Annotated in this window: 22 protein-coding genes and 2 pseudogenes; 1 reads left to right on the top strand and 23 read right to left on the bottom strand. The window is 68.9% G+C overall.

The window, feature by feature from the left end:
- Positions 1 to 6: 6 nt before the first annotated feature.
- From AB1578_04835 to AB1578_04760, 16 genes and pseudogenes are all read right to left on the bottom strand, one after another.
- Positions 7 to 495: a DUF4143 domain-containing protein gene (locus AB1578_04835; GenBank protein ID MEW6487225.1), complete on the bottom strand. Its 489-nt coding sequence runs from the start codon at positions 493 to 495 to the stop codon at positions 7 to 9.
- A gap of 451 nt (positions 496 to 946) precedes the next feature.
- A pseudogene (locus tag AB1578_04830) lies at positions 947 to 1,051 on the bottom strand (hypothetical protein).
- 158 nt (positions 1,052 to 1,209) lie between these two features.
- Positions 1,210 to 1,293 (bottom strand): annotated as a pseudogene (locus tag AB1578_04825) (hypothetical protein).
- A 421-nt stretch (positions 1,294 to 1,714) separates the two neighbouring features.
- Complete coding sequence (locus tag AB1578_04820; protein ID MEW6487224.1) at positions 1,715 to 3,538, bottom strand: cache domain-containing protein; 1,824 nt, start codon at positions 3,536 to 3,538, stop codon at positions 1,715 to 1,717.
- Positions 3,539 to 3,571: 33 nt separating this feature from the next.
- Positions 3,572 to 4,561 (bottom strand): ferrochelatase, encoded by a 990-nt coding sequence (gene hemH / locus AB1578_04815; protein MEW6487223.1) that lies wholly within the window; start codon positions 4,559 to 4,561, stop codon positions 3,572 to 3,574.
- A complete protein-coding gene (locus AB1578_04810) occupies positions 4,558 to 5,748 on the bottom strand; it encodes a class I SAM-dependent RNA methyltransferase (protein MEW6487222.1) in 1,191 nt (396 codons plus the stop codon). The genes hemH and AB1578_04810 overlap by 4 nt, the downstream gene beginning before the upstream one ends.
- Positions 5,749 to 5,761: 13 nt before the next feature.
- A complete protein-coding gene (locus AB1578_04805) occupies positions 5,762 to 6,256 on the bottom strand; it encodes a 3-isopropylmalate dehydratase small subunit (GenBank protein ID MEW6487221.1) in 495 nt (164 codons plus the stop codon).
- A complete protein-coding gene (gene leuC / locus AB1578_04800; protein MEW6487220.1) occupies positions 6,253 to 7,518 on the bottom strand; it encodes a 3-isopropylmalate dehydratase large subunit in 1,266 nt (421 codons plus the stop codon). Before leuC ends, AB1578_04805 begins: the two co-directional genes overlap by 4 nt.
- Positions 7,519 to 7,608: 90 nt before the next feature.
- Positions 7,609 to 9,138 carry a 2-isopropylmalate synthase gene (locus tag AB1578_04795; GenBank protein ID MEW6487219.1) on the bottom strand — a complete coding sequence of 510 codons (1,530 nt, stop codon included), beginning with the start codon at positions 9,136 to 9,138 and terminating at the stop codon, positions 7,609 to 7,611.
- Positions 9,139 to 9,251: 113 nt separating this feature from the next.
- The gene (gene ilvC / locus AB1578_04790; protein MEW6487218.1) at positions 9,252 to 10,268 is read right to left on the bottom strand and encodes a ketol-acid reductoisomerase; all 1,017 of its coding nucleotides are present in this window, start codon (positions 10,266 to 10,268) and stop codon (positions 9,252 to 9,254) included.
- A 133-nt stretch (positions 10,269 to 10,401) separates the two neighbouring features.
- Complete coding sequence (ilvN, locus tag AB1578_04785) at positions 10,402 to 10,890, bottom strand: acetolactate synthase small subunit (GenBank protein ID MEW6487217.1); 489 nt, start codon at positions 10,888 to 10,890, stop codon at positions 10,402 to 10,404.
- Positions 10,891 to 10,899: 9 nt separating this feature from the next.
- Positions 10,900 to 12,588, bottom strand: a complete 1,689-nt coding sequence (gene ilvB / locus AB1578_04780) for a biosynthetic-type acetolactate synthase large subunit (GenBank protein MEW6487216.1) — start codon at positions 12,586 to 12,588, stop codon at positions 10,900 to 10,902.
- Positions 12,589 to 12,685: 97 nt separating this feature from the next.
- A complete protein-coding gene (gene ilvD / locus AB1578_04775) occupies positions 12,686 to 14,341 on the bottom strand; it encodes a dihydroxy-acid dehydratase (protein ID MEW6487215.1) in 1,656 nt (551 codons plus the stop codon).
- Positions 14,338 to 14,592, bottom strand: a complete 255-nt coding sequence (locus tag AB1578_04770; GenBank protein ID MEW6487214.1) for a YdcH family protein — start codon at positions 14,590 to 14,592, stop codon at positions 14,338 to 14,340. Before AB1578_04770 ends, ilvD begins: the two co-directional genes overlap by 4 nt.
- A 359-nt stretch (positions 14,593 to 14,951) precedes the next feature.
- Positions 14,952 to 15,263: a helix-hairpin-helix domain-containing protein gene (locus tag AB1578_04765; protein MEW6487213.1), complete on the bottom strand. Its 312-nt coding sequence runs from the start codon at positions 15,261 to 15,263 to the stop codon at positions 14,952 to 14,954.
- A 135-nt stretch (positions 15,264 to 15,398) separates the two neighbouring features.
- On the bottom strand, positions 15,399 to 15,833 hold the full coding sequence (locus tag AB1578_04760; protein MEW6487212.1) for a MaoC family dehydratase: 435 nt from the start codon (positions 15,831 to 15,833) through the stop codon (positions 15,399 to 15,401).
- Positions 15,834 to 16,175: 342 nt separating this feature from the next.
- Between AB1578_04760 and AB1578_04755 the strand changes: the two genes are divergently transcribed.
- Positions 16,176 to 16,571 (top strand): class II SORL domain-containing protein, encoded by a 396-nt coding sequence (locus tag AB1578_04755; GenBank protein MEW6487211.1) that lies wholly within the window; start codon positions 16,176 to 16,178, stop codon positions 16,569 to 16,571.
- A 306-nt stretch (positions 16,572 to 16,877) separates the two neighbouring features.
- Here AB1578_04755 and tpx read toward each other — a convergent pair whose 3' ends face one another.
- The 7 genes from tpx to AB1578_04720 form a co-directional block, all read right to left on the bottom strand.
- A complete protein-coding gene (gene tpx / locus AB1578_04750) occupies positions 16,878 to 17,384 on the bottom strand; it encodes a thiol peroxidase (GenBank protein MEW6487210.1) in 507 nt (168 codons plus the stop codon).
- A gap of 268 nt (positions 17,385 to 17,652) precedes the next feature.
- Entirely contained in the window at positions 17,653 to 19,113 is a 1,461-nt protein-coding gene (locus tag AB1578_04745) for an Hsp70 family protein (protein MEW6487209.1), read from the bottom strand.
- A gap of 37 nt (positions 19,114 to 19,150) precedes the next feature.
- A complete protein-coding gene (locus tag AB1578_04740; protein ID MEW6487208.1) occupies positions 19,151 to 20,911 on the bottom strand; it encodes a HEAT repeat domain-containing protein in 1,761 nt (586 codons plus the stop codon).
- Between the two features lie 6 nt (positions 20,912 to 20,917).
- Positions 20,918 to 21,118 (bottom strand): DUF2997 domain-containing protein, encoded by a 201-nt coding sequence (locus AB1578_04735; GenBank protein MEW6487207.1) that lies wholly within the window; start codon positions 21,116 to 21,118, stop codon positions 20,918 to 20,920.
- A gap of 1 nt (position 21,119) precedes the next feature.
- Complete coding sequence (locus tag AB1578_04730) at positions 21,120 to 21,494, bottom strand: DUF1257 domain-containing protein (GenBank protein ID MEW6487206.1); 375 nt, start codon at positions 21,492 to 21,494, stop codon at positions 21,120 to 21,122.
- Between the two features lie 157 nt (positions 21,495 to 21,651).
- Complete coding sequence (locus AB1578_04725) at positions 21,652 to 23,142, bottom strand: AAA family ATPase (GenBank protein ID MEW6487205.1); 1,491 nt, start codon at positions 23,140 to 23,142, stop codon at positions 21,652 to 21,654.
- 12 nt (positions 23,143 to 23,154) lie between these two features.
- Positions 23,155 to 23,463 carry a hypothetical protein gene (locus AB1578_04720; GenBank protein ID MEW6487204.1) on the bottom strand — a complete coding sequence of 103 codons (309 nt, stop codon included), beginning with the start codon at positions 23,461 to 23,463 and terminating at the stop codon, positions 23,155 to 23,157.
- Positions 23,464 to 23,546: the final 83 nt, after the last annotated feature.

Below are 23,546 nucleotides of genomic sequence, written 5' to 3'. Positions count from 1 at the left end.
GCGCCATCACTCGGCAAGCAGGAAGTAACGCAGCGGCACGCACACGATCCCGTCGGCGAACGAGCAGTCCAGCTCCCGCGTGATGACCACGCCGAAGTCGACCGCGTACTTGCGCATGAAGTGGCGCAGTCCGCCGCGGCTCGCGCCCGTCGGGCGGTACTTGACCTCGATGGGCAGGTGGCGGTCGCCCCCGTGGGTCACCACGAAATCCACCTCGGTCGTCTTCTCCCGGTAGTACGAGACCTCGATGGCCTCGGACCACCGGGCAAGCTCGTTGGCCACCAGATTCTCGGCATACAGGCCCATGGTGCGCGGGTCGGCCTTGTAGTCCTCCCAGGTCTTGAGGACGGCGTTGCGCAGGGCGAGGTCCACTGGATAGCACTTGATGTTGCCCTGCCGCGCCCGAAGCGGTTTGTGGGTGAACTTGCGGACACGAAGGATGAGATCGGTCATCTCGAGGCGGGGGAGGTTGTCTTCGACCACGCGGCGCTCCACCCCTAACCTCCTTCGCCACCTGCGACATGTTGATCTCGGCGCCGGGGTGAGCGAGCAGGTAGACGAAGAAGCGCAGTACGTTCTCGGGCTTTCGGTACTGGGTGAGGGCCATCAGGTCTTCGTAGAGCACCTTGCGGACCTGCTGCTCCATCAGGTACTCCATCTTCCGCACCGGATCGGGGAGGTCCCAGACCTCGGGGAAGCCGCCCTCGCGGCAGTAGGAGACGACCGCCTGGTTGATCCTGCGCACGTAGGGCGAAAGGGCGCGACCCAGCGCCCGGAGGTGGTCGACCACCTGCTTTCCGTCTCCGGAGAGCAGCAGGGCGCGAAGCCCCCGGTGTTCGTCGAGGAGTCCTGCCAGCTCCGGTTCCGACGCAAGCTGGAACAGCGCGTATTCCCGAAAACGGAAGGGCAGAAGGTGACGGCCCTTGATGCGCCCGAGCAAGCTCTCCTGGCTGCTCCGAAAGATGGGGGAAGACGCGGACCCGGACACCACGAAGCGGATGGGATACTTGAGGTCGTAGTATTTCTTGAGGTAGAGCTCCCACCGCGGCAGGCGCTGGATCTCGTCCAGGAAGAAGAACCAGGGTCCCCCTGTCCGGGCCCTGCACCGGTGCGTTCCACCAGCCGGTCGAAGACGACTCTCTGCACCTCCAGAGAACCGAAGACCAGGGGATCGTCGAAGGTGAAGTAGACGATGCGGTCCGGAAGGGCCAGGCCCTCGTCGATCAGGCGGGTGACCGTCTGGCGCACCGCGGTCGTCTTCCCGACCCGCCGCGGCCCGGTGACCGAGATCATCTAGGGAAGGGACCCGAGGTCATCCAGGATCTCCGAGACCACCGGGCGGTGGAAGGCGGGCAAGTCCTGCCGCCACGCCCCCCGGGGCTCCTGCCACCATGGGTTCTAGAGGCGCAACAGCCCTTCCAGGTCGAAATCTTCCACGCGCAACCTCTCGTCCAATCTAAAGAATCGGACAACTTCCCAATCTTGTACATTATAGTGAGCAAATCTGGAAGTGCTGTGATTTCCTCAGTTCCACGCCCGGTCTCGAGCCTTGACGACAGGAGGCCGCACCCGCGGGCGATTGCCGGCGGATGCGGCCTCGTTGGTCCGATCGGGTGCGGCCTCGCGGCCGGTCTCCGTCATCGCGCCACCCCCGAGAGAGAATCGGTCCCCCCTCATAGCGCGGCCCCAGGCGAAGACGCAAGGCGGTCCTCCCCTACTCTTCGTCTTCCTCCTCCCGGGCGAGCTCCTCGAACTTGATGTCGATGCCCAGCACTCCTGCCATCTGGTCCTGGGCGTCGTAGATCGGCGCCGAGACGGTGATGGTGAGGCGGCCGGTGACCTTGGAGGCGTAGACGTCGGTGAGGGAGACCTTGCCGGTCTGCAGGGGCTGGGTGAACCAGACCCGGTCGGCGTAGTTGTCGTACACCTCGTAGTCGGCGTACTTGGCCTTGTCTTCGAGCTGGGTGATGTTCTTGGTGATCTTGCGTCCCTCGAGGTCGGTGGCGTACACGAACTGGAAGAAGGGGTGTTCCTCGGCCATGGCGCGCATGACCTTCTCCATGCGCTCCGGGTCCATGGACCGGATCTCCGGGTCCTCCACCATGCCCTGGATGATGTGGGTCACCATCTGGAGGACGCGCTTCTTGAGCTTGTCGTACTCGGAGATGAAGAGCTGGGGCATGTACTTGCGAACCTTGCGCTCCATCTCCTCGTTCGAGAGGGCCGTGGTGCGCCCGTCGTCGTAGGCCCGCATGACCGAGCGGTACACCTTGGCCACGCCCGGGTGGCGCTTGTCGATCTTCTGGTCCTCCCCGAGGGCGAAGTGGGTGTTGATCCAGTGGGAGACCCCGGCTACTCCGGACTTGTCGGTGACCGCGATGCCCATGGGGCGGTTGAGGATCTTGCGGGTGTCGAAGATGTTGTAGATCTCTTCGTCCTTGGCGATCCCGTCGATGTGGATGCCCGCCCGGGTGGTGTTGAAGTCGGAGCCCACAAACGGCATGGAAGCCGGGATGTGCATCCCGAGCTCCCGCTCGCAGTAGTTTCGCATCTCGGTGATGACGGTGGCATCCATGCCGTCGTCGGTTCCCTTGAGCTCCATGTACTCGACGATCAAGCCCTCGAGGGGGGGGTTGCCGGTGCGCTCGCCGAAGCCCAGGAGCGTGCCGTTGGCCGCCGCGCACCCATAGAGCCACGCGGTGGAGGCATTGATGAGGACCTTGTGGAAGTCGTTGTGCCCGTGCCACTCGAGCTGCTCGGGGGGCACGCCCGCGTCGTCGATCATGGCCCGCACGAGCCGCGGCACGCTGCGGGGGAGCGCCGCCCCGGGGTAGGGCACGCCGAAGCCCATGGTGTCGCACAGGCGGATCTTCACGGGAATGCCGGCCTTCTTCCCCGCCGCCATGAGGGCCCGGGCAAAGGGCACCACGAAACCGTAGATGTCGGCCCGGGTCACGTCCTCGAAGTGGCATCGGGGGATCACGCCCTGCTCCAGGGCCGCCTCCACCACCCCCATGTAGTCGCGAAACGCCTCCCGGCGCTTCTTCCCGAGCTTCATGTAGATGTGGTAGTCGGAGACGGAGGTGAGGATGCCGGTCTCCCGGATCCCCATGCTCTTGACGAGCTTGAAGTCTTCCTTCACCGCCCGGATCCAGGCGGTGATCTCGGGGTAGCGGTAGCCGAGCTCACGGCACCGCTCCACCGCCTCCCGGTCCCGCTCGGAGTACAGGAAGAACTCCGTCTGCCGGATGATCCCCTTCGGCCCTCCCAGTTCGTGGAGGAACTTGAAGAGGGCGACCACCTGTTCGGGGGTGTAGGGCGCCCGGGCCTGCTGGCCGTCGCGAAAGGTGGTGTCGGTGATCCAGATCTGCTCGGGCGGGTCGGGGGTGAGGATGACCCCGTCGAAGGGGGTACGGCACACCTCGGCGTAGGGGAAGATCTCCCGGTACAGGTTGGGTTCGTCGCGCTCCACTACTTCGTCGAGGGGGTAGTCGGCGTGGGACTTGCGCAGCAGGCGGGCGCCCTTGGTCTCGGGCATGGCGTGGCTCCTCCGGATGAAGCGGCTGCCCCCTCAGGGGCCGGCCGCGGGATCGGGTGTCGGGTGCAGCGCGGCGCTCCGTTCTCGGACCAGTTGGGCCAGGGCCCGCACGAAGGAGGGCCGGGTATTGAGCGACGGACTGCGGCGGAAGGCCTCGAACCCCAGGGACCGGGCCAGCGCGCCGTACTCCACGTCGATCTCGTGCAGGGTCTCGATGTGGTCCGAGACAAAGCTCACCGGGACCACCACCACCCGCTTCACCCCCTGCCCCGCCAGGGCCGCGAGCTCATCGGCCACCGAGGGCTCGAGCCAGCGCACCGGCCCCGTGCGGCTCTGGAAGGCCAGCCGGTGGGGCACGCCGGGCAGGTGCGTCATCACGGCGGCCACCGTGGCCTGCACGTGCCCGAGGTAGGGGTCGCCCCCCTCGATGAGCTTCACGGGCAGGCCGTGGGCGCTGAAGAGCACCGTGGCCCCCTCCAGCTCCTCCAGGCCCTCCTTTACGCACTCGGCCAGGGCGGAGGCGTAGGGGGGGTAGGCCTCCCAGGAGCGGATCACCTCCCGGGGCAGGGCGCCGAGCCCCGCGTCGGCCAGGGCCCGGTCCAGGTCCGCCAGGCTCGACCCGGAGGTGGCCCGGCTGAACTGGGGGTAGAGGGGCAGCGCGACGATCGCCCCAGCCCCCGACTCCCGCAGGCTGCGGGCCGCCTCCGCAGCCCGGGGGTGCCAGTAGCGCATGGCCACGGTGACCGCGTAGCCGGGGCCGAGCTCGGCCTCCAGGGCCCTTGCCTGGGCCCGGGTGATCTCCCCCAGGGGGCTCTTGCCGCCGATGGCCCGATAGTTCTCGGCCGAGTGGGGAGCGCGGCGACGAGCGATCCACCAGGCCAGGGGGCGGCGCACGAAGCCCGGCAACGACAGGATCTCGGGATCCGAGAAGAGATTGTGCAGGAACGGCCGCACGGCGTCCAGGGAGTCCGGTCCGCCCATGTTGAGCAGGACTACGGCGATCTTCGCAGCTTGACCCGTCATGCGGTCGGCCCCTCCCTTGAACCGGTCCCCGCGCCCCTTCCCACCCCCCACCGCACGGGCAGCCCGCCGCTGCGGAAGGAGTAGACGGCCTCGGGCCTCAAACCCAGCGCCCTCTCCGCCCCCGGCGACGACAGCACCAGGGCCCAGCGCCACGCCCGGAAGGGGCCCCGAAGCGCCCTGCCCAGGGCGGCGCAGGCGGCCTCCCGGCCCCCCAGGCGATGGCCGTAGGGCGGGTTTGCCGCGACGAGCCCCCCCGGGAAGCGGCCGGTGTCGGGCGGCGCGAGCTCCCCCACGTCGGCCACGGCCACCTGGAGGTGATCCGCCACGCCCGCAGCCCGGGCTGCCGCCGCGAGGAGCTGCACCTGCCCGGCGTCGCGGTCCGAGGCGAACACCGGGGCGGGGGGGCGCTCGCGCGCCACCTCCCGCGCTTCGTCCCGAACCCCGTCCCATGCACTCGGGTCGAAGCTCGGGAAGCTCTCGAAGGCAAAGCCCCGCCGCAGGCCCGGCGCCGCCCCCAGCCCCAGGAGGGCGGCCTCCACGGCCAGGGTGCCGGAGCCGCAGAGGGGATCGAGGAAGGGCTCGCCCCCGCTCCATCCGGCCCGCACGAGGAGGCCCGCGGCCAGGTTCTCCCGGATCGGCGCCCGCCCCCCCCGGGGCCGGTAGCCCCGGCGGTGGAGGTGCTCCCCGGAGGTGTCGAGGCTCACGGTGACGGCCCGGTCCACGGCCCGCACCATGAGGCGCAGGGCGCTTTCTCCCTTCTCCGGCCGCGCCCCCACCGAGGCCCCAAGGGCGGCCATCACCACCTCGGCGACCTTGCCCGTGTGCCAGAGGCGCGAGCGGTGGGAGGCGGCCCGCACGTCCACGGCGCACCCGGGGGGCAGCCACTCCCCCCAGGGGACGTTGCCCAGGGCCCGCTCCAGCTCCCGGAACCCCCGGGCCTCGAAGGCGCCCACCCGCACCAGCACCCGGCTCGCCACCCGGCTCCAGAGGTTGGCCCGCCAGGCGTCCCGCCAGGTGCCGGAAAACGCCACGCCCCCGTCGCCCCGCTCCCCCCGCAGCCCCAGGGCCGCCAGCTCGGCCTCTACCAGGTCCTCGAACCCGGGGGGGGAGACGGCGAAGAGCGAGAGGGGCAGTGACGGGTGACGGGTGACAGGTGACGGGGGGCTGCCTCGCACGTCACGCGTCACGGGTCACTCGTCACTACTTCCGCGCCTTCTTCCCGATGTGGGCCATGAGGCCGCCGTCGGCGATGAGCTCCTGCATGAAGGGGGGGATGGGCGCGGCCCGGAACTCGGTGCCCCGGGTCAGGTTGCGGATCACGCCGGCGTCCGCGTCCACCTCCACCTCGTCGCCCTCGCGGATCCCTTCGGCTCCCTCCGGGCTCTCGAAGATGGGAAACCCCATGTTGAAGGCGTTGCGGTAGAAGATGCGGGCGAAGCTCGGGGCGATGACGCAGGAGACCCGGGCCGCCTTGAGGGCGATGGGGGCGTGCTCGCGGCTCGAACCGCACCCGAAGTTCTTCCCCGCCACGATCACGTCGCCCGGCGACATCTTGCGCACGAAGTCCGGGTCGGCGTCCTCCATGCAGTGCCGGGCGAGCTCCTCGGGGTCGCTGGTGTTCAGGTACCGGGCCGGGATGATGGCGTCGGTGTCCACGTCGGCCCCGAAGGTCCAGGCCTTGCCTCGAAACTTCATGCCGCCACCTCCTCGGGGCTCGCGATGCGGCCCAGCACGGCGCTCGCCGCCGCCACCGCGGGGTTCGAGAGGTACACCTCGCTCTCCGGGTGCCCCATGCGCCCCACGAAGTTCCGGTTCGTGGTGGCGACCGCCCGCTCCCCCTTGGCCAGGATGCCCATGTGCCCCCCCAGGCAGGGGCCGCAGGTGGGGGTGGAGACCGCCGCCCTGGCGTCGAGGAAGACCTCGATGAGGCCCTCCTTCAGGGCCTGCCGGTAGATCTCCTGGGTGGCGGGGAAGATGACGCACCGCACGTACTTCGCGACCCGCTTGCCCCGCAGCACCTTGGCTGCCCGCCGCAGGTCCTCGATGCGCCCGTTGGTGCAGGAGCCGATCACCACCTGGTCGATGGGCACCTGCCCCACCTCGTCGATGGGCCGCGTGTTGGAGGGGAGGTGGGGAAACGCCACCTGGGGGCGGATCGTGCCGCACTCGATCTCGATCACGTCGGCGTACCGGGCGTCGGGGTCGCTGGCGTAGTAGACCGCCGGCCGCTTGCCCCGACCCTCCACGTAGGCCCGGGTGACGCCGTCGGGGGCGATGATGCCGTTCTTGCCGCCGGCCTCGATGGCCATGTTGGCCATGGTGAGCCGGTCGTCGATCCCCAGGCCCTCGATGACCGGGCCCGTGAGCTCCATGGCCCGGTAGAGCGCCCCGTCCACCCCGATCTTCCCGATGGTGTAGAGGATGAGGTCCTTGCCGTCCACCCAGGGGCCGAGCCTGCCCGTGTACACGAACCGGATGGACTCGGGCACCTTGAACCAGGCCTCTCCCGTCACCATGGCCGCCGCCAGGTCCGTGGACCCGACCCCCGTGGAGAAGGCCCCGAGCGCCCCGTAGGTGCAGGTGTGGCTGTCGGCGCCGATCACCACGTCGCCGGGGACCACGAGCCCCTGCTCCGGCAGGAGGGCGTGCTCGATGCCCATCTCGCCGGTCTCGAAGTAGTTCTCCAGGTCCTGCTCCCGGGCGAACTCCCGCAGCACCTTGCACTGCTCGGCGCTGGCGATGTCCTTGTTGGGGGCGAAGTGGTCGGGCACCAGCACCACCCGCCGGCGGTCGAAGACGCGCTTGGCGCCGGCGTTGCGAAACTCCCGGATGGCGATGGGGGCCGTGATGTCGTTGCCGAGCGCCACGTCGACCTTGACGCTGACGATCTGCCCCGGCTCCACCCGCGGGAGCCCCGCGTGGGCGGCCAGGATCTTCTCGGTAATGGTCATGGGAATCCTTTCATGAGACGTGAAGCGTGAGACGTGAGACGTCGGACAAAGCAGCCACGCGTCACGTCTCACGCTTCACGTTTCACGCTTCACGCTTCACAGATGTACCGTAAACGCCTTCTGTTTGCGGTGCTCGAGCTTGTTCAGGGCGTGGACGAAGGCCTTGGCCGAGGCCACCACGATGTCGGTGTCGGAGGCCTGGCCGTTGGCCAGCGTGCCGTCTTCCTCGATGCGAACGCTCACCTCGGCCTGGGCGTCGGTGCCGCCGGTGATGGAGTTGATGGAGAAGTTCACGAGGCGCGGCGACTTCCGAGTGAGCTTCTTGATCACGGTGAAGGCCGCGTCCACCGGGCCGTCGCCGAATCCCGCCTCCTGGCGCACCACCCCGTCGATCTCCATCTGCACGGTGGCGGTGGGCACCGTGACGGTGCCGGAGTTGACGTTCAGGTAGACCATGCGGAAACGGTCCGGCAGCCGGAGGATCTTCTCGGCGATGAGGGCGTCCACGTCCTCGTCGTAAATGGTCTTCTTCTTGTCCGCCAGGACCTTGAAGGCCTCGAAGGCGAGCTGGAGCTGATCCTCGTCCAGGTGATAACCCAGCGCCGCGACCTTCTCCCGGAAGGCGTGGCGCCCGGAGTGCTTGCCCAGCACCAGGCTGTTGGTGGGCACCCCCACGCTCTCGGGGGTCATGATCTCGTAGGTGCTCTTCTCCTTGAGCACCCCGTCCTGGTGGATGCCGGCCTCGTGGGCAAAGGCGTTGGCCCCGACCACGGCCTTGTTGGGCTGCACCGTGATGCCCGTCACGAGGCTCACGAGCCGGCTCGTGGGGTAGATGTTCTCGGTGGCGACCCGCGTGGTGTAGGGCAGGCAGTTGGGGCGGGTGCGCAGCGCCATCACCACCTCCTCCAGGGAGGTGTTCCCGGCCCGCTCGCCGATGCCGTTGATGGTGCACTCCACCTGCCGGGCCCCGGCCTGCACGGCAGCCAGGGAGTTGGAGACCGCGAGCCCCAGGTCGTTGTGACAGTGGACCGAGAGGACGGCCTTTCCGATGTTGGGCACCCGCTCCACGAGAGAGCGCATCATCTCGCCGAACTCCGAGGGGATGGCGTAGCCGACCGTGTCGGGGATGTTGACCGTGGTCGCCCCCGCCGCGATGACCGCCTCCACCACCCGGCACAGGAAGTCGAGCTCGCTCCGGACCGCGTCCTCGGCGGAGAACTCCACGTTCGAGGTGTACTTGCAGGCGTGCTTGACCGCCTCGACCGCCTGCTCCAGCACCTGATCCGGCCCGAGCCGCAGCTTGTGCTGCATATGGATGGGGCTCGTGGCGAGAAAGGTGTGGATGCGGGGGTTGGCGCCGCCCTTGAGCGCCTCCCAGGCCCGGTCGATGTCCGCCCGGTTGGCCCGGGCGAGCCCCGCCACCTGGAGGCCCCGCACCTTCTCGGCGATCAGCTTCACCGCCTCGAAGTCGCCGGGGGACGAGATGGGGAAGCCCGCCTCGATCACGTCCACCTTGAGCCGCTCCAGGGCCTGGGCCACCCGGAGCTTCTCCTCGGTGTTCATCGAGGCGCCCGGCGACTGCTCGCCGTCGCGCAGGGTCGTGTCGAAGATGATGACGGTGTCCATGGGGGGTCCTCCGGACCAGGGGCTAGGGGCTAGGGACTGGGGGGCTGGGGGTCGGGGGCTGCGGGTCAGGCCCGATCCCTGATCCCTGATCCCTGCCCCCCGGCCCCTGCTTCTCAGTTCTTCGTCTTGTCCACCAGCCGCCCTTCCTTGAGCCAGGGCATCATGGCGCGCAGCTTCTCGCCCACGGCCTCGATGGGGTGCTCCCGGCCCTGGCGGGCGAGCGCGCTGAAGACCGGGCGGTTGGCCTTGTTCTCGAGCATCCACTCCCGGGCAAAGGCGCCGGTCTGGATCTCCCCGAGGATCTTCTTCATCTCTTCCTTCACCCCTGCGTCGATGACGCGGGGACCCCGGGTGAGGTCGCCGTACTCGGCGGTGTTGGAGACCGAGTAGCGCATGTTGGCGATGCCGCCCTCGTAGATGAGGTCCACGATGAGCTTCACCTCGTGGAGGCACTCGAAGTAGGCCATCTCCGGAGCATAGCCCGCCTCCACCAGGGTCTCGTAGCCCGCCTGGATGAGGGCGGTGATCCCCCCGCACAGCACTGCCTGCTCCCCGAAGAGGTCGGTCTCGGTCTCCTCCCGGAAGGAGGTCTCGATGATCCCCGCCCGGCCGCCCCCCACGCCGCAGGCGTAGGCGAGCGCCACGTCGCGGGCGTTGCCCGAGGGGTCGGCGGCCACCGCCACGAGGCACGGCACTCCCTTGCCCCGCTGGTACTCCGCCCGCACCAAGTGGCCCGGGCCCTTGGGGGCCACCATGAACACGTTCACGCCCTTGGCCGGCACGATCTGGCCGAAGTGGATGTTGAAGCCGTGGGCAAAGGCCAGGTAGTCGCCTTCCTTCATGGCCGGGGCGATCTCGTTGCGGTATACGTCGCCCTGGAGCTCGTCGGGCAGCAGGATCATCACCACCTGGGCCCGGGCCGCGGCCTCGGCCACGGGCAGCACGGTAAACCCGGCCGCCCGCGCCTTGGGCGCCGAGGTGCCGTCGGGCTTGAGCCCCACGATCACGTCGAACCCCGAGTCGCGCAGGTTGTTGGCGTGGGCGTGCCCCTGGCTGCCGTAGCCGATCACGGCGACGGTCTTGCCCTTGAGCAGGTTGAGATCCGCGTCTTTCTCGTAGTAGATCTTCATCGTCCTCCCTTTCTCGATGTGCGAGCCGAAACCTCGGGTGCCTGTATGCAGCTTGTCGGACCGATCGGACCGATCCGGCGGATCGGACCCATCACCTGTCACGCTTCACGCTTCACCCTTCACGCCTCACGATTCACGGGCTCCCGTGCCGCCCCCGGGGCATGGCCACCTTGCCGGTGCGCACCACCTCCTTGACCCCCAGGGGCTGCAAGAGCTCGAGCACCGCCCGGATCTTGGCTTCGTCCCCCGTCACCTCCACCGTGTAGGTCTTGGGGGAGACGTCCACCACCTTGCCCCGGAAGATATCCACCAGGCGCAGGATCTCGGGCTTGGTCTGCTCCGTGGCGTTGACCTTGACCAGCAGGAGCTCCCGGGCCAGGAACTCGCCCTCCTGCATGTCGGTGACCTTGAGCACGTTGACGAGCTTGTTGAGCTGCTTGAGGATCTGCTCGACGATCTGCTCGTCGCCCCGGGTTACGAGCGTGATGAGGCTCACGGTGGGGTCCAGGGTCTCGGCCACCGAGAGGCTCTCGATGTTGAAACCCCTGCCGCTGAACAGACCGGCCACCCGGGCCAGCACTCCGAACTCGTTTTCCACCAGCACCGAAATGGTGTGCTTCATTCCGTCCTCCTACACCAGGAGCATCTTGCTGATGGGAGCCCCGGCCGGGACCATGGGGTACACCCCTTGTTCCGGGTCCACCCGAAAGTCCATGATGACGGGCCCCGGATGGGCCAGGGCGGCGCGGATCACCGCAACCACCTCCTCGGGCCGCTCGGCCCGCAGCCCCAGGGCGCCGTAGGCCTCGGCGAGCTTGACGAAGTCCGGGGCGAACTCCATGCGGGTGTGGGAGTAGCGCTTCTCGAAGAAGAGCTCCTGCCACTGGCGCACCATGCCCAGGAACCCGTTGTTGAGCACCGCGATCTTCACGGGAAGGCGATACTGCACCGCGGTGGCGAGCTCCTGGATGTTCATCTGGATCGAGCCGTCCCCCGCGATGTCGATCACCACGCGGTCCGGGAAGGCCGCCTGGGCCCCCAGGGCGGCGGGGAACCCGTACCCCATGGTCCCGAGCCCCCCGGAGGTGAGCCAGCACCGGGGCTGGTCCAGGGTGAAGTACTGGGCAGCCCACATCTGGTTCTGCCCCACCTCGGTGGCGACGATACAGTCGCCCCGGGTGACTTCCCAGAGCTTTTCCACCACGAACTGGGGCTTGATCACGTCGGGGCCCTGGTCATAGGCCATCTTGTGGTGGTCGCGCCAGGCGAGAATCTGCTCGTTCCACGGCGCCAGGTTCGCCCCCCAGTCCTTCCACTCCTCGGCCTGCACCAGCCCGAGCATCTTCTTGACCACGTTCTTCACGTCGCCCACGATGGGGATGTCGACCCGCACGTTCTTGGAGATCGAGGTCGGATCGATGTCCACGTGGACGATCCGGGCCCCCGGCGCGAACTCGTCGAGCTTGCCCGTCACCCGGTCGTCGAAGCGCGCCCCCACCGCCAGGAGGAAGTCGCAGTGGGTGACCGCCATGTTGGCCCGGTAGGTGCCGTGCATCCCCAGCATGCCGAGGAAGAGCGGGTCGGAGCCGGGGAAGCACCCCAGCCCCATGAGGGTGGCGGTCACCGGCACGCGGAGCTGCCGGGCGAACTCGGTGAGGTCCCGAGAGGCGTTGGAGAGCACCACTCCGCCCCCGGCGTAGATCACCGGCTGCCGCGACTCCTGAAGCGCCTTCAGGGCCTTCTTGATCTGCCCGATGTGGCCCTCGTAGGTGGGATTGTACCCGCGCATCTTGGCGGCGTCGGGATACACGTACTCGGTCCGGCCCACGATCACGTCCTTGGGCAGGTCCACGAGCACGGGCCCGGGCCGGCCCGAGCGAGCCAGGTAGAAGGCCTCCTTGATGATCCGCGCGAGATCCCGCACGTCCTTCACCAGGAAGTTGTGCTTCGTGCACGGGCGGGTGATGCCGACGATGTCCGCTTCCTGGAAGGCGTCGTTGCCGATGAGGTTCGTGGGCACCTGGCCGGAGAAGACCACGATCGGGACCGAGTCCATGTAGGCGGTCGCCAGGCCCGTCACCGTATTGGTCGCGCCGGGCCCGGAGGTCACCAGCGCCACCCCCACCTCGCCCGAGGCCCGGGCGTACCCGTCTGCCGCGTGGACCGCCCCCTGCTCGTGGCGCACCAGCACGTGGCGGATGTCGGAGTGGAAGAGCACGTCGTACACACTCAACACCACTCCCCCGGGGTAGCCGAACAGGGTGTGGACCCCTTCCTTCTTCAGGCTCTCCACGAGGATTTCGGCGCCGGTCAGTTCCACGGATACCTCCTGCTGCGCGAAGCGGGACGTCGTGCGGCATCCCAGCGAGAACGGCCGGCCCAGGAGGCCGGCCGGAGGCGCCCTCCTGGGAGAAGCCTCATTCCTCGAGCACGGCCCCGGTGTTGGCCGAGGTGACCAGCCGGGCGTACCGGGCCAGCCACCCGGAACGGATCTTGGGCGGGGGCGGCGACCACGCCGCCCGTCGGGCCTGGAGCTCGGCGGCAGCCACGTCGAGGTCGAGCCGGCGCCCCGGGATGTCGAGGACCACCGGGTCCCCGTCGCGCACGAAGGCGATGGGACCGCCGGCCGCGGCCTCGGGGCTCACGTGACCGATGCACGGACCCCGGGTACCGCCGCTGAACCTCCCGTCGGTGACCAGGGCGACGCTCTCCCCCAGCCCCATGCCCACGATGGCGGCGGTGGGGGCGAGCATCTCCCGCATGCCGGGCCCGCCCCGGGGCCCCTCGTACCGGATCACCACCGCGGTACCCGCGGAGATCTCGCCGGCCAGGATGGCGGCCATGGCCGCCTCCTCCGAGTCGAAACACCGGGCCGAGCCCCGAAACGTCATCATCCGGGGGCTCACTCCCGACTGCTTCACCACGGCCCCGTCCGGGGCAAGGGTGCCCGAGAGGATCGCAATGCCCCCTTCCGGGCGCACCGGCGAGGCCAGGGGCCGGACCACCTCGTCGTCCACCCATTGCACGGCCCGGGCCACCCCGGCAACGCTCGTCCCGCCCACCGAGGGCGCCTCGTCCAGCCGGTCTGCGAGCCGGTGGAGCACCGCCTTGACGCCCCCGGCCGCGTCCAGGTCCTCCATGAAGTGCTCCCCGGAGGGGCGCAGGTGGCAAAGCTGGGGCGTCTCCCGCGAGAGCACGTCGAACCGCTCCTGCTCCAGGGGCACGCCGGCCTCCCGGGCGATGGCGAGCAGGTGCAGCACGGTATTGGAAGACCCCCCCAGGGCCAGGTCCAGCCGGATGGCGTTGTCGAAGGCCCCCGCCGTGAGGATCTGCCGGGGGGTCACGCCCTGGCGCACCAGCTCCACGATGCGCTGGCCGCTGCGGAAGGCAATGTGGCGTTTCTTCGCCATCACGGCGAGCGTCGTGCCACAGTCGGGAAGGCTCATACCCAGGGCCTCGGTGAGGCACGCCATGGTGTTGGCCGTGAAGAGTCCCTGACACGATCCGCACCCGGGGCAGGCCTGGGACTCCAGGGCGGAGAGCTCGTCCCGGTCGATCTCGCCCCGCTCGAACCGCCCCACCGCCTCGAAGGTGTCGTGGACGAAATCGAGCCGGCGCCGGCCCAGGCGCCCCGAGAGCATGGGGCCCGCGGTGACCACGATGCAGGGGATGTCGAGCCGCGCCGCGGCCATGAGCATCCCCGGGGTGATCTTGTCGCAATTGGTCAGGAGCACCAGCCCGTCCAGGGCGTGGGCCTCGGCCACGCTCTCCACCATGTCGGCGATGAGCTCGCGGCTCGGGAGGCTGTAGTGCATGCCCCGGTGGCCCATGGCGATGCCGTCGCAGATGCCGGGGACGCCGAAGAGAAACGGGTAGCCCCCCCCTGCGTGGACCCCTTTCTCGATGTACCGCTCGAGATCGCGCATGCCCACGTGCCCCGCGATGAGGTCCGTGAAGCTCGACGCCACCCCGATCATGGGCTTCCCCAGCTCGCCCTGGGGCATGCCCGAGCCCGAAAGCAGCGCCCGGTGGGGCGTGCGCTCCAGCCCTTCCACGATGCGGCTGCTTCTCACGGGGTGCGCCCTCCTTCGGCCTCGGCCGCCCGCCGCCGGTAGGCCACGATCATCCGCTCCATCCGGTCCTTCGCCGCCAGCTTGAGCTTTTGGATCTTCTTGCGCTCCATCTCCTCGTCCGGCGTGAGGTGGGGGCGCCGGGCGAGCTCCTGGAGGAGCTTCTCGTAGCGCTGGTGCGACTCCTTCTGCCGGCGAAACGCCTCGTTCTCGGCGAGCAGGGCCGTGACGACGGGGTCCCCGGGCTGATCCATGGCTTCCTCGGCGGCTTCCTCGGCGGCTTCCCCGTCGCGCCGCGTCCGGCGACGCCGCCCTGGGGAAAAGAGGTTGTATGCTATTACAGAGCCCCCCCCCTGTCAACGCCGCCTTCGCGCAACTTCCCGGAATTCCTGAACGTTCCTTCAAACAGGATTCCGTGAGGACAAACTCGCCGGGCGCTGCCGCGAGCCCCTGGGCTCGGGGCGACACCGGAGACTCACGAGGACTCTTCGCGGACCCATGGCCAGAGCCAGGACAGAAAAGACCGACGGGAACTGGGAGGACGACTGGGGCTGAGGAAACCGAAGAGGCGCCGGGTCGAGCCCGGCGCCTCTGGCCAGTGTCGGGAGCTTCCCTACTCCAGGCTCACCAGGGGCCGGATCGCCTCCAGCTTCTTTTCCCCGATGCCCTTGACCTCCATCAGGTCGTCCACGGTCTTGAAGGGGCCGTTCACCTGTCGGTAGTCCACGATCGCCTTGGCGGTCACCTCACCCACGCCCGGCAGCGCCGCCAACTGCTCCGCCGTGGCGGTGTTGACGTTCACCTTGCCCATGACGGCCCCGGCCGCGGCGGGCGCCTTGTCGGTCGCCAACGCCGGCACGACCGACACCCCCGCCACCGCCAGCCCTGCCAGCACCGCAGCAACCACTCCGATCCTCTTCCACATGAGACCCTCCTTTTCACCTCTCCGCAGAGAGAATGCTTCCTCCGGCCCCCATGGCCGGAGCCAAGTGAGCGCGTATTCTTCTCCCGTTTGGTAAGGCGTCAAGGGCGCGTGAACATTTTCCCAAAAAAAAAGAGATCAGGGCCGAAGGCCCCGCATCAGGCTGGCCACTGCCCGGCCCCGGATGACGGTCTCACCGCGCTGGTTGTCGATCCAGCTCCTCATCTCGATGCGGTTCGCGGCCGGATCCAGGCTCTCGACCTCGAAGACGGCGGTCAAGGTGTCTCCGATCTTCACGGGCCGCAGGAAGTCCAGGCTCTGGGAGCGGTAGATGGCTCCCACGCCCGGCAGGAGCATCCCCACCAGGGTGGAGAAGAGGGACGCCGAGAGCATCCCGTGGGCAATCCGCTCGCCGAAGAACGTACGGCGTGCGAATTCCCCGTCCACGTGGAGGGGATTGACATCGCCCGTCACGGCGATGAAGTGGGAGAGGTCGGCTTCGGTGACGGTCTTGGCAAACGAGGCCCGCTGGCCCACCCGCAAGTCATCGAAGGTCGTCAGTCGGTACTCCATGGGCTGGCCCTCCTCTTCGGAGGCGGTCCCCCGAAGGACCGCACGGTGCTCCCGGACGCCTCATCCAAATCGAAATCCAAATCGAAATCGACCCCGACTCCGATCGCGATTTCGATTTCGATTTCGATCGGGTCGGGTTGAGGGGGCCGACGTGCCTTGGCGGTCCGAGGTGCCGCCTGGCAGGCGATCCTGACCGCCGCGGCAAGGATCTTCCCGGAGCCGGGAGTCCACTGGCCCCCTCGGCGCCTGGACAACGCCACGGGGCCTGCTATCGTGGCATCGCCCGCCCGCACACGGGCGACGCCTTCTCAACCCCCACTTCCCCATCGAGGAGCACGCGCCATGGCAAAGATCGCAGATGTGTACAAGCAGGCGGACTGGAAGACCGAGAAACACGTGCCGGTAATCCAGTGTCCCGACGCAGTGGGCAAGGATCAGGTGTTCGAGGTCAAGGTCGGCGTGGGCACGGAGATCGCCCACCCCAACACCACCGAGCACCACATCCGCTGGATCCGCCTCTACTTCCTCCCCGAGGGCGGGAAGGCCCCCTTCGAGCTCGCGAGCCTCGAGTTCACCGCCCACGGCGAGTCGGTGGAGGGCGCCAACCAGGGTCCGGCATACACGCAGCACCAGGGCAGCGCCTTCCTCAAGCTCCAGAAGGGCGGAACCCTGTTGGCGACGAGCTACTGCAACATCCACGGCCTCTGGGAGAGCGCGAAGGACATCCGGTTGTCGTAGCGAAGGAGCTCGCCCCCAACACACCGGCCCCGGCGGATTTCTCCCGCCGGGGCCGGTTTCGTCCAGGGACACCACAGTCACTAGGCTGTCGGGGGTCTCTCGAACGTCAGCGTACTCTCGGTTCGTTGCGCGTTGTGGTACCTCCCCGACCCTGCCTGGACCCAAGGCTCGCGAGCCTTGCTGGCCCCGTACTGCGTGCTCCCCAGCACGCTTCTTAGCCTACCATCCATTGCCTGCCTGTCAATGGGGTCATGGCGCACTTTTTCGTCGCGCCCGGGCCGACCGAGGGGATCCTTCGCGTGGCGCTCAGCGCACGGCGGCCAGGGCGGCGTCGTAGTCCGGATGGGACGAGATCTCCGGCACGATCTGCACGTACCGGATGGCATCCTGGGCATCCACCACGAAGATCGAACGCGCCAGAAGCCGTACCTCCTTGATCAACACCCCGTAGGCGAGCCCGAAGGCCGCGTCCCGGTAGTCGGAGAGCACGCGAATCTTCTGGATCCCGTGGGTGGTGCAAAACCGGGTCTGGGCGAAGGGAAGGTCCATGGAGACCGTGAGCACGGCCACCTCCTCGGGCAGCTTGGCCGCCTCCTCGTGAAACCGCTTGGTCTGGAGCTCGCAGATCGGGGTGTCGAGGCTCGGGACGACGCTGATGAGCTTTCTCTTTCCGGCGAAGTCGGCAAGGCTCACCGGGGCGAGGCCGCCGTCCACCACGGTAAAGGCGGGAGCCCGGTCTCCGGGCCCCAGGGCCGGGCCCAGGAGCGTCATCGGATTTCCCTTCAGGGTCACGATGCCCTTGCGTTCCTGCATGGCGCTTACTCCTCTGTCGTCGTGGGTTTCGCCGGCTGTTCCCCCGGCGGGCGTCGGAGGCTCAAGATAGCATGGCCGAAGTAGAGGGCAAATGCGCCGGCCACCGGTCCCAGCACCCACCAGAAACGGCCGTCTCCGAGGGGCCGCCCCGCGAGCCGGTAGCCCAGGACCAACCCGAAGACCGCAACGACGAAGGCCGGAACCCCAACGGCCACCCGGATCAGGGCGAACCGCCGCCGCGCCGCCTCCCGGAGGTCCGGGGAGCGGTCTAGACCATCTCCAACAGGGGCCTGTCCTCCCACAGCATCCTCTCCTCGCGCAGGTCCTTCACGGTGACCACGAGCCGCTTCTGGTTGTCCACCCCGAACTCCAGAAGGAACCGTCGCTCCCCGATCCGCCCCGGGGGCTGCACCGGGATGACCAGGGGCGCCGCCATGGCGGGCTCGTGGACTTCCTGCGTCTGCCCCTGGACAAAGGCGATCTTCCCGTCCTCGCCGTACACGATCTCGCGCCCCCGCTCCCCATCCCCTTGGCGGGTGCTCCGGAACACTTGCAGGTGCAGCTCGTACTGGCCGTCGTAGAAGGTGTTGACGACGTAGCGCGCGGTGGGGGTGCGCGTGGGGTAGCGGGAGAACTTCTCGACCACGGGCGGGTAGCGGTACTCGCCGGTGATGGGGTCGCGCACCTGGATCGAGTAGGTCTCGCGCACCATGTCGTCCACCGGACGATCGGACAGGAACTCCACTCCCCCGCGACCCGCCGCCACCTCCGGCAGTTCCCCCACCACCCGATCCCCGAAGACCTCGGAGACGATGCGGCGCACCTCGGGGATGCGCGTGCCGCCCCCTACCAGGAGCACCTTGCGGATGTCCTCGGGGCGCACCCCTGCAAGGGAGACCTCCTCCAGCGCCCGGTCCAGCACCTCCCGCACCCGTGCCCCGAGGCCCTCCTTGCGCAGCAGTTCCTCGAACTTCTCGTGGCTCAGGGTTTCGGAGTCCTCGTCGTGGAGGCGAAACTTCTTCCAGTAGAAGGCGGGCAGGTCGGCGCCCGCCTCGTCCACGTGAAGCTCTCGGAGGATGCGCATGCGCAGGTCCGCCGTCCCGACCGGGAGGCTCGCCGACGCCTGGATCACGGGCGGCGTGTACGCCTCGCGGCCCAGCCAGTGGAACTGGAGCACCCGCGCGCGAAGCGACGAGAAGCCGAAGTCGAAGACCAGGACCCGGTCGTCCACGAAGAGGTTCAGTCCGTACCCCAGGGCCACGGCGGTGTCCTCGTCCACCAGGGTCACGGAGCGGGCCGACTCCAGGTCCACGTAACGAAGGCACTCCCGAAACAGCTCGCCCCCCAGGTTGGGGAAGAGGAAGACCACGTTGAGGGGCGCCGCGACCTCCGCAGCCAGGCGGCGGGTGAGCTCGCTCAAGAAAATAGCTGCCGCCTTCTTGTGGGTCTGCCGCAGGCCCCGCACGTTTCGGGCGACGGGGGCCGGGTGGAGGATGTGGTCCTTCAGGTCCCGGAAGCACCCCTCGTCCTCGTAGAGCCCCTCGCTGAGCACCTCCTCCCCCAGGAGGGTGCGCTCGCCCAGATGGACGAGGGACGGCACGAAGAGCGTTCCGGGGAACTCGTGGATCCGCCGGGCCACGCCCTTGAGCAGGTCCCGGGTCTCGCCGTCGTGCTCCCGGAAGGTAACGATGGTGTTGTAGTTGCCCAGGTCGATGGTCAGGTCCGGCACGGCGTGTCCTTGCGCTGGCAACCGGGGCGGCGCCCCGCTACAGCTCCTCGATGAGCACCATGTCCCCCCGCTGGCTCCGCCCCTCCAGGAGAAGTGCGATGTCGTGGCACGACGCCTGGAGGGTTCGGCGGGCCACCGCAAACGCCCCCTGGAGAGGAGCGGCCAGGGGTCCCTCACGGGGCACGTGTTCGGCGATCCGGTCCAGCACCGGCAGGTGCCGGTCGGTCTTGCCCTGGACCAAGCGCGCCAGGGCGGGGCCCAGCCCCTGGGCGACGGCCCGCTGGAGCGGCCCCCGGTGCGCCCCGGTCCACGCCAGAAAGAGGTCCAGGAGCCGGTCTCCCTGCTCGTCGACTTCGTCCAGGAGCCCCCAGAGCCGGGCCAGGGGCTCGTCCAGCCCCGGGTGGGCGGCCTCCAGGGCGCCGAGGAACTCCCCGATGTCCTCCTCCCCGGCGCCCCGAAAGCGGGCGGCGGCACCCCGGTCTCCCGGGAACCCCTGCGACGCGAACCGGCGCCGCAGGGCCTCCAGAAGCCCCACCTCGTCCAGAAAGCCGGCTTCCACGAAGCCGCCGAGGAGGAGGCAGGGATTGTGATCCCTGGCGTGGGCCTCGAGCAGGCGCGCCCGATCCGCCGAGGCAGGCGCTCCGTCCAGGGGCACGAATCCCGGGCGCCCCAAGAGATCCAGAGCCTCGCAGAGAAAATCGGCGCGGGGCACCTGCAAGAGGACGCGGGCCGCCAGATACCGGGTGAGGAGATCCCCCTCGCGCCACAGGGGCAGAAGACCCTCGGCGTACCGCTCCTGAGCTCGCAGGCCGCGGTTCTGGAGGATTTCCCGGACTTCGAGGAGGCCGGCGCCCTCCTGCAGCCGCTCCAGCAGCCCCTCCACCACCGCCGGCTCCTGCGCCCCGCGCAGGGCGCGGTACACGGCGCGGCGGTCTGCGGGCGGCTTCGCCCGGCGGCGGAAGAGCCGGCCGAAGAAGCCGGAGGGCGGGCCGGGCGAGAGGGCTTCGAGCAGCGCGAGGTGGACCCCCGGATCATCTACCGGCTCCAGAGCCGCAACCATCCACGGGGCGAGCCCCTGCCCCACCACCCGGAGCAGGGGCTCGGCGCCGGCCGGGGCCCCCAGGCGCGCGTAGGCCTCGAAGGCGGCCCGGGCAAGCTGGGGATCGGGCCCCTCGAGGCACGCCAGCAGCCGGGCAGCTTCCGCCGGGTCCCCCAGGCACCCGAGCCCCCGGGCCGCCTCGGCGTCCCACGGCGGTCCCCGCTCCAGCCCGGACAAAAACACGCCCCTGGCGGCCGGGGCACCCAACTCGCACAGGGCCCGGAAGGCCGGGAACTCCTCCGCCCGCTCCAGCAGCGCCGCCGTCGCCTCCGGCCCCCCATACCCCGCCAGGGCTTCGCACGCCGCCGGCAGGAGCCCGGGGTGATCCAGTTGCTGGCGCACCAGGGGAAGGCTGCGCGTCCCCCGAATGCGGCCGAGAGACCGCAGGGCAGCGGCCTTCCCCTCGTCGCCCCCCGGCTCCCGGAGCACCCGGACGAGGTGGCCCTCCGCCATGGGGTGGCCGATCTCCCCGAGCCCCAGGACGAGCCTTGCCTTCTCCGGGCTGTCGCGCTGGGTGAGCCGGTCTCGAAGCTGGGCTTCCGCCTCGGGTCCCAGGCACAGCCCCCCCACCAGCACGGCGATGCGGTAGGGGACCGGCCCGGAGGGATAGAGCTCGACGTAGGGGGGAAAGCGGGCTGCGCCCCGGCTGAAGATCTCCTCCAGGAGGTCGCCGATGGGGCGGTGGACGAGGGCTTCCATGGGGGCTCAGGCCTTGGTCCCCACCTTGGCCTTCTGCCGGGCCTCCTCCGTTTGGGCGTAGAACTCGGAGGTGAACTCCCTCTCCACCTGTCCGCCGAGCAGGGCCTCGAGCTTCCGGGTGACCGTCAGGCACCCCGGCCCCTTCACCCCGAAGACGGTCACCTTGACGTTGCCTTCCTCGTCGATGGTCACCTTGACCTCTTCCACCTCACATCCTCCTCAGGGTCAGGCTCACGGTCTCCCCCTGGCGGCTCTCCTGGACCACGCGAAAGTCCTGGATCCCGAGCTCCTCCTTCACCACGTGGTAGGCGTAGCGGCGGGAGACCTCCCGGGTGAAGCTCTCCTGGGTGAAGGTCTTGACCATGTCCCAGTCGGCCACCACCTCGTAGGTCTCTGCGTTCTTCACGAACCCGATGTCGTACCCCTCGGGGGTCCGGATGCGCAGGTCCACCGCCATCTTCTGCCCCAGGTAGCCGCGGATCTTGACCTTGCCCTCCTGGTACTCCAGGTTCATGTCGGCCAGCGCCCGCTTCAGGTGCAAGAGCTCGACGATCTTGGTGCGAACCCGGGTGAAGTGCGACATGTGGGATCTCCTCGTCCACGTCCAGAGAGGCTGTACTTCAGACCTTCCCGGCGCAACTAGCGCCTTCGCCCCCGCCCCGTCGAAATCGAAATCGGGATCGATATCGATTTCGATCCGGACTGTGCATCCCGGCGCCCCGGGACCGCGGCGCCGCTGCTCAGTGCACGTCCTTGTTGGCCCGGCGAGTGCGCTCGGCGGCCCAGTCCCGCAGCTTCTCGATGCGCTCGCTCATGAGCTTGGCGATGGGGATCACCTCCCGGGCTCCCTTGCGGATGTCCTCGGTGGTGAACTCCCGCTCCCCGTCGTCGAAGGCGTTGTACATGGCGTTGATGATGGCCTGCTCGATCTCGGCGCCGCTGAACCCTTCGGTCTCCCCCGCCAGGAGCGAGATGTCGTAGTTGCGGATCACCGGGCGCACCCGGGCCAGGTGCACCCGGAAGATCTCCAGGCGCTCGTCGTAGTTGGGCAGATCCACGAAGAAGATCTCGTCGAAGCGGCCCTTGCGCATGAGCTCGGGGGGAAGGTTGGCGATGTCGTTTCCGGTGGCGATCACGAACACCGGGTCTTCTTTCTCCTGCATCCAGGTGAGGAAGGTCCCGAAGACCCGGGCCGAGGTGCCCGAGTCGCCGCTGCCCGCCACGCTGGCAAACCCCTTCTCGATCTCGTCGATCCACAGGATGCAGGGGCTGATGGTCTCGGCCAGGAGCAGCGCCTTGCGAATGCGCTCCTCCGACTCGCCCACGAGGCTGCCGAAGACCTTGCCCATGTCCATCCGCAGGAGCGGCAGACGCCACAGGGCCGAGGTGGCCTTGGCCGTGAGGCTCTTGCCCGTGCCCTGTACCCCGATGATGAGGATGCCCTTGGGGTTGGGAAGGCCATACTCCTTGGCCCGGCTGCTGAAGGCCTTGTCCCGCTTCTTGAGCCACTCCTTCAGATTGTCGAGGCCCCCGATGTCGGAGATCTTCTCCCGGGCGGGGAAGAACTCGAGGACCTCGTCCTTCTTGATGATCTTCTGCTTCTCCGACAGCACCAGGCCGATGGCCGACTGGTTGAGCACCTTGTGCTTGAGGATCGACTTGACGAACACCCCCCGGGCCTGGTTTTCGGTGAGCCCCAGCGCCGACTTGACGAGCTTCTCCTCCTGCTCGGGGGTCAAATCCACCTTCACGTCGCGGCCCTCGCACACGCCATGGAGCAGGTCGCGCAGGGCCTCGTAACCGGGCAGGGGCAGGAACACCTGGGGCACGTCCTCCCGGAACTCGGCAGGGAGCTTGAAGTTGTGGCCGATGAGGACGGCGGTCTTCCGGGCCGAGCGCAGGGAGTAAAGGAGGTTGCGAAGCATCCGCACCACCACCGGCTCTTCGAAGAAGGGGTGGAAGTCCTCCAGCACGAAGAGCGCCTCTCCGCGGTAGGCTTCGAGCCGCTGGAGGGCCGTGAGGGGGTCCATGCGCCCCTCTTCCAGGGGGTTTCCCCCCGCTCCCACCTTGCGGAAGCCGGTGACCGCGTTCCAAAAGAAGAGCTCCCGGTTGCCCAGCTCCTGGGCCAGCTCCCGCACCAGGTCCCGGGCGCGCTCCTCCTCGCCGGTCACGAGGGAGATGAGCGGCTGGCGCGACCGGATGAGGATGCTCAACTCTTCGCGAATTTCCATGGCCGTCCCCGCTCAGCTCCCCGGCGACCCCTGGCCGCCGCCCGGGGCCGCGCCGTCGTCGCCATCCTGGGCCGCCGACCGCCGCACCCGCGCCAGAAACAGGAAAAAGTAGACGAGCGCCAGCGCGATCGCCGCGCCGTGCACCCACAGGGGCAGCGGCATGACCCACTGGACGAGGGCCGAGAGCCCCAGGAGCCCCACCACCAGGAACGCGAGATACGGGGCGGTCCAGAGCAGGACGTCCCACGCGCCGGCACCGGTGTCGAGGCCGAAGTAGGCGAGCACCCCCCGTGCGCCCTTGTCCTCTTCAGCTCCCGGCATGGGCCTCCCTTCCTTCGAACCGATGTTTGATCGCTACTCTACGCGACCCGCCGGCGGCCGGTCAACGCGGGACCGGCCGCCCG

Source organism: Thermodesulfobacteriota bacterium, from assembly GCA_040756475.1.
Taxonomy (GTDB): domain Bacteria; phylum Desulfobacterota; class Deferrisomatia; order Deferrisomatales; family JACRMM01; genus JBFLZB01.
The sequence above is the reverse complement of the archived record's forward strand: the minus strand, read 5'-3'. Positions and strand labels throughout refer to the sequence as shown.

What these genes read in the sequence shown, in the direction of transcription:
- AB1578_04755 (MEW6487211.1), top strand. Translation starts at nt 16,176, where the DNA reads ATGGCAAAGATCGCAGATGTGTACAAGCAGGCGGACTGGAAGACCGAG.
- AB1578_04725 (MEW6487205.1), bottom strand. Translation starts at nt 23,142, where the DNA reads ATGGAAATTCGCGAAGAGTTGAGCATCCTCATCCGGTCGCGCCAGCCG.
- AB1578_04760 (MEW6487212.1), bottom strand. Translation starts at nt 15,833, where the DNA reads ATGGAGTACCGACTGACGACCTTCGATGACTTGCGGGTGGGCCAGCGG.
- AB1578_04765 (MEW6487213.1), bottom strand. Translation starts at nt 15,263, where the DNA reads ATGTGGAAGAGGATCGGAGTGGTTGCTGCGGTGCTGGCAGGGCTGGCG.
- ilvC (MEW6487218.1), bottom strand. Translation starts at nt 10,268, where the DNA reads ATGAAGATCTACTACGAGAAAGACGCGGATCTCAACCTGCTCAAGGGC.
- hemH (MEW6487223.1), bottom strand. Translation starts at nt 4,561, where the DNA reads ATGACGGGTCAAGCTGCGAAGATCGCCGTAGTCCTGCTCAACATGGGC.
- ilvN (MEW6487217.1), bottom strand. Translation starts at nt 10,890, where the DNA reads ATGAAGCACACCATTTCGGTGCTGGTGGAAAACGAGTTCGGAGTGCTG.
- tpx (MEW6487210.1), bottom strand. Translation starts at nt 17,384, where the DNA reads ATGCAGGAACGCAAGGGCATCGTGACCCTGAAGGGAAATCCGATGACG.
- AB1578_04795 (MEW6487219.1), bottom strand. Translation starts at nt 9,138, where the DNA reads ATGGACACCGTCATCATCTTCGACACGACCCTGCGCGACGGCGAGCAG.
- AB1578_04740 (MEW6487208.1), bottom strand. Translation starts at nt 20,911, where the DNA reads ATGGAAGCCCTCGTCCACCGCCCCATCGGCGACCTCCTGGAGGAGATC.
- AB1578_04770 (MEW6487214.1), bottom strand. Translation starts at nt 14,592, where the DNA reads ATGGATCAGCCCGGGGACCCCGTCGTCACGGCCCTGCTCGCCGAGAAC.
- AB1578_04805 (MEW6487221.1), bottom strand. Translation starts at nt 6,256, where the DNA reads ATGAAGTTTCGAGGCAAGGCCTGGACCTTCGGGGCCGACGTGGACACC.
- AB1578_04720 (MEW6487204.1), bottom strand. Translation starts at nt 23,463, where the DNA reads ATGCCGGGAGCTGAAGAGGACAAGGGCGCACGGGGGGTGCTCGCCTAC.
- AB1578_04820 (MEW6487224.1), bottom strand. Translation starts at nt 3,538, where the DNA reads ATGCCCGAGACCAAGGGCGCCCGCCTGCTGCGCAAGTCCCACGCCGAC.
- AB1578_04730 (MEW6487206.1), bottom strand. Translation starts at nt 21,494, where the DNA reads ATGTCGCACTTCACCCGGGTTCGCACCAAGATCGTCGAGCTCTTGCAC.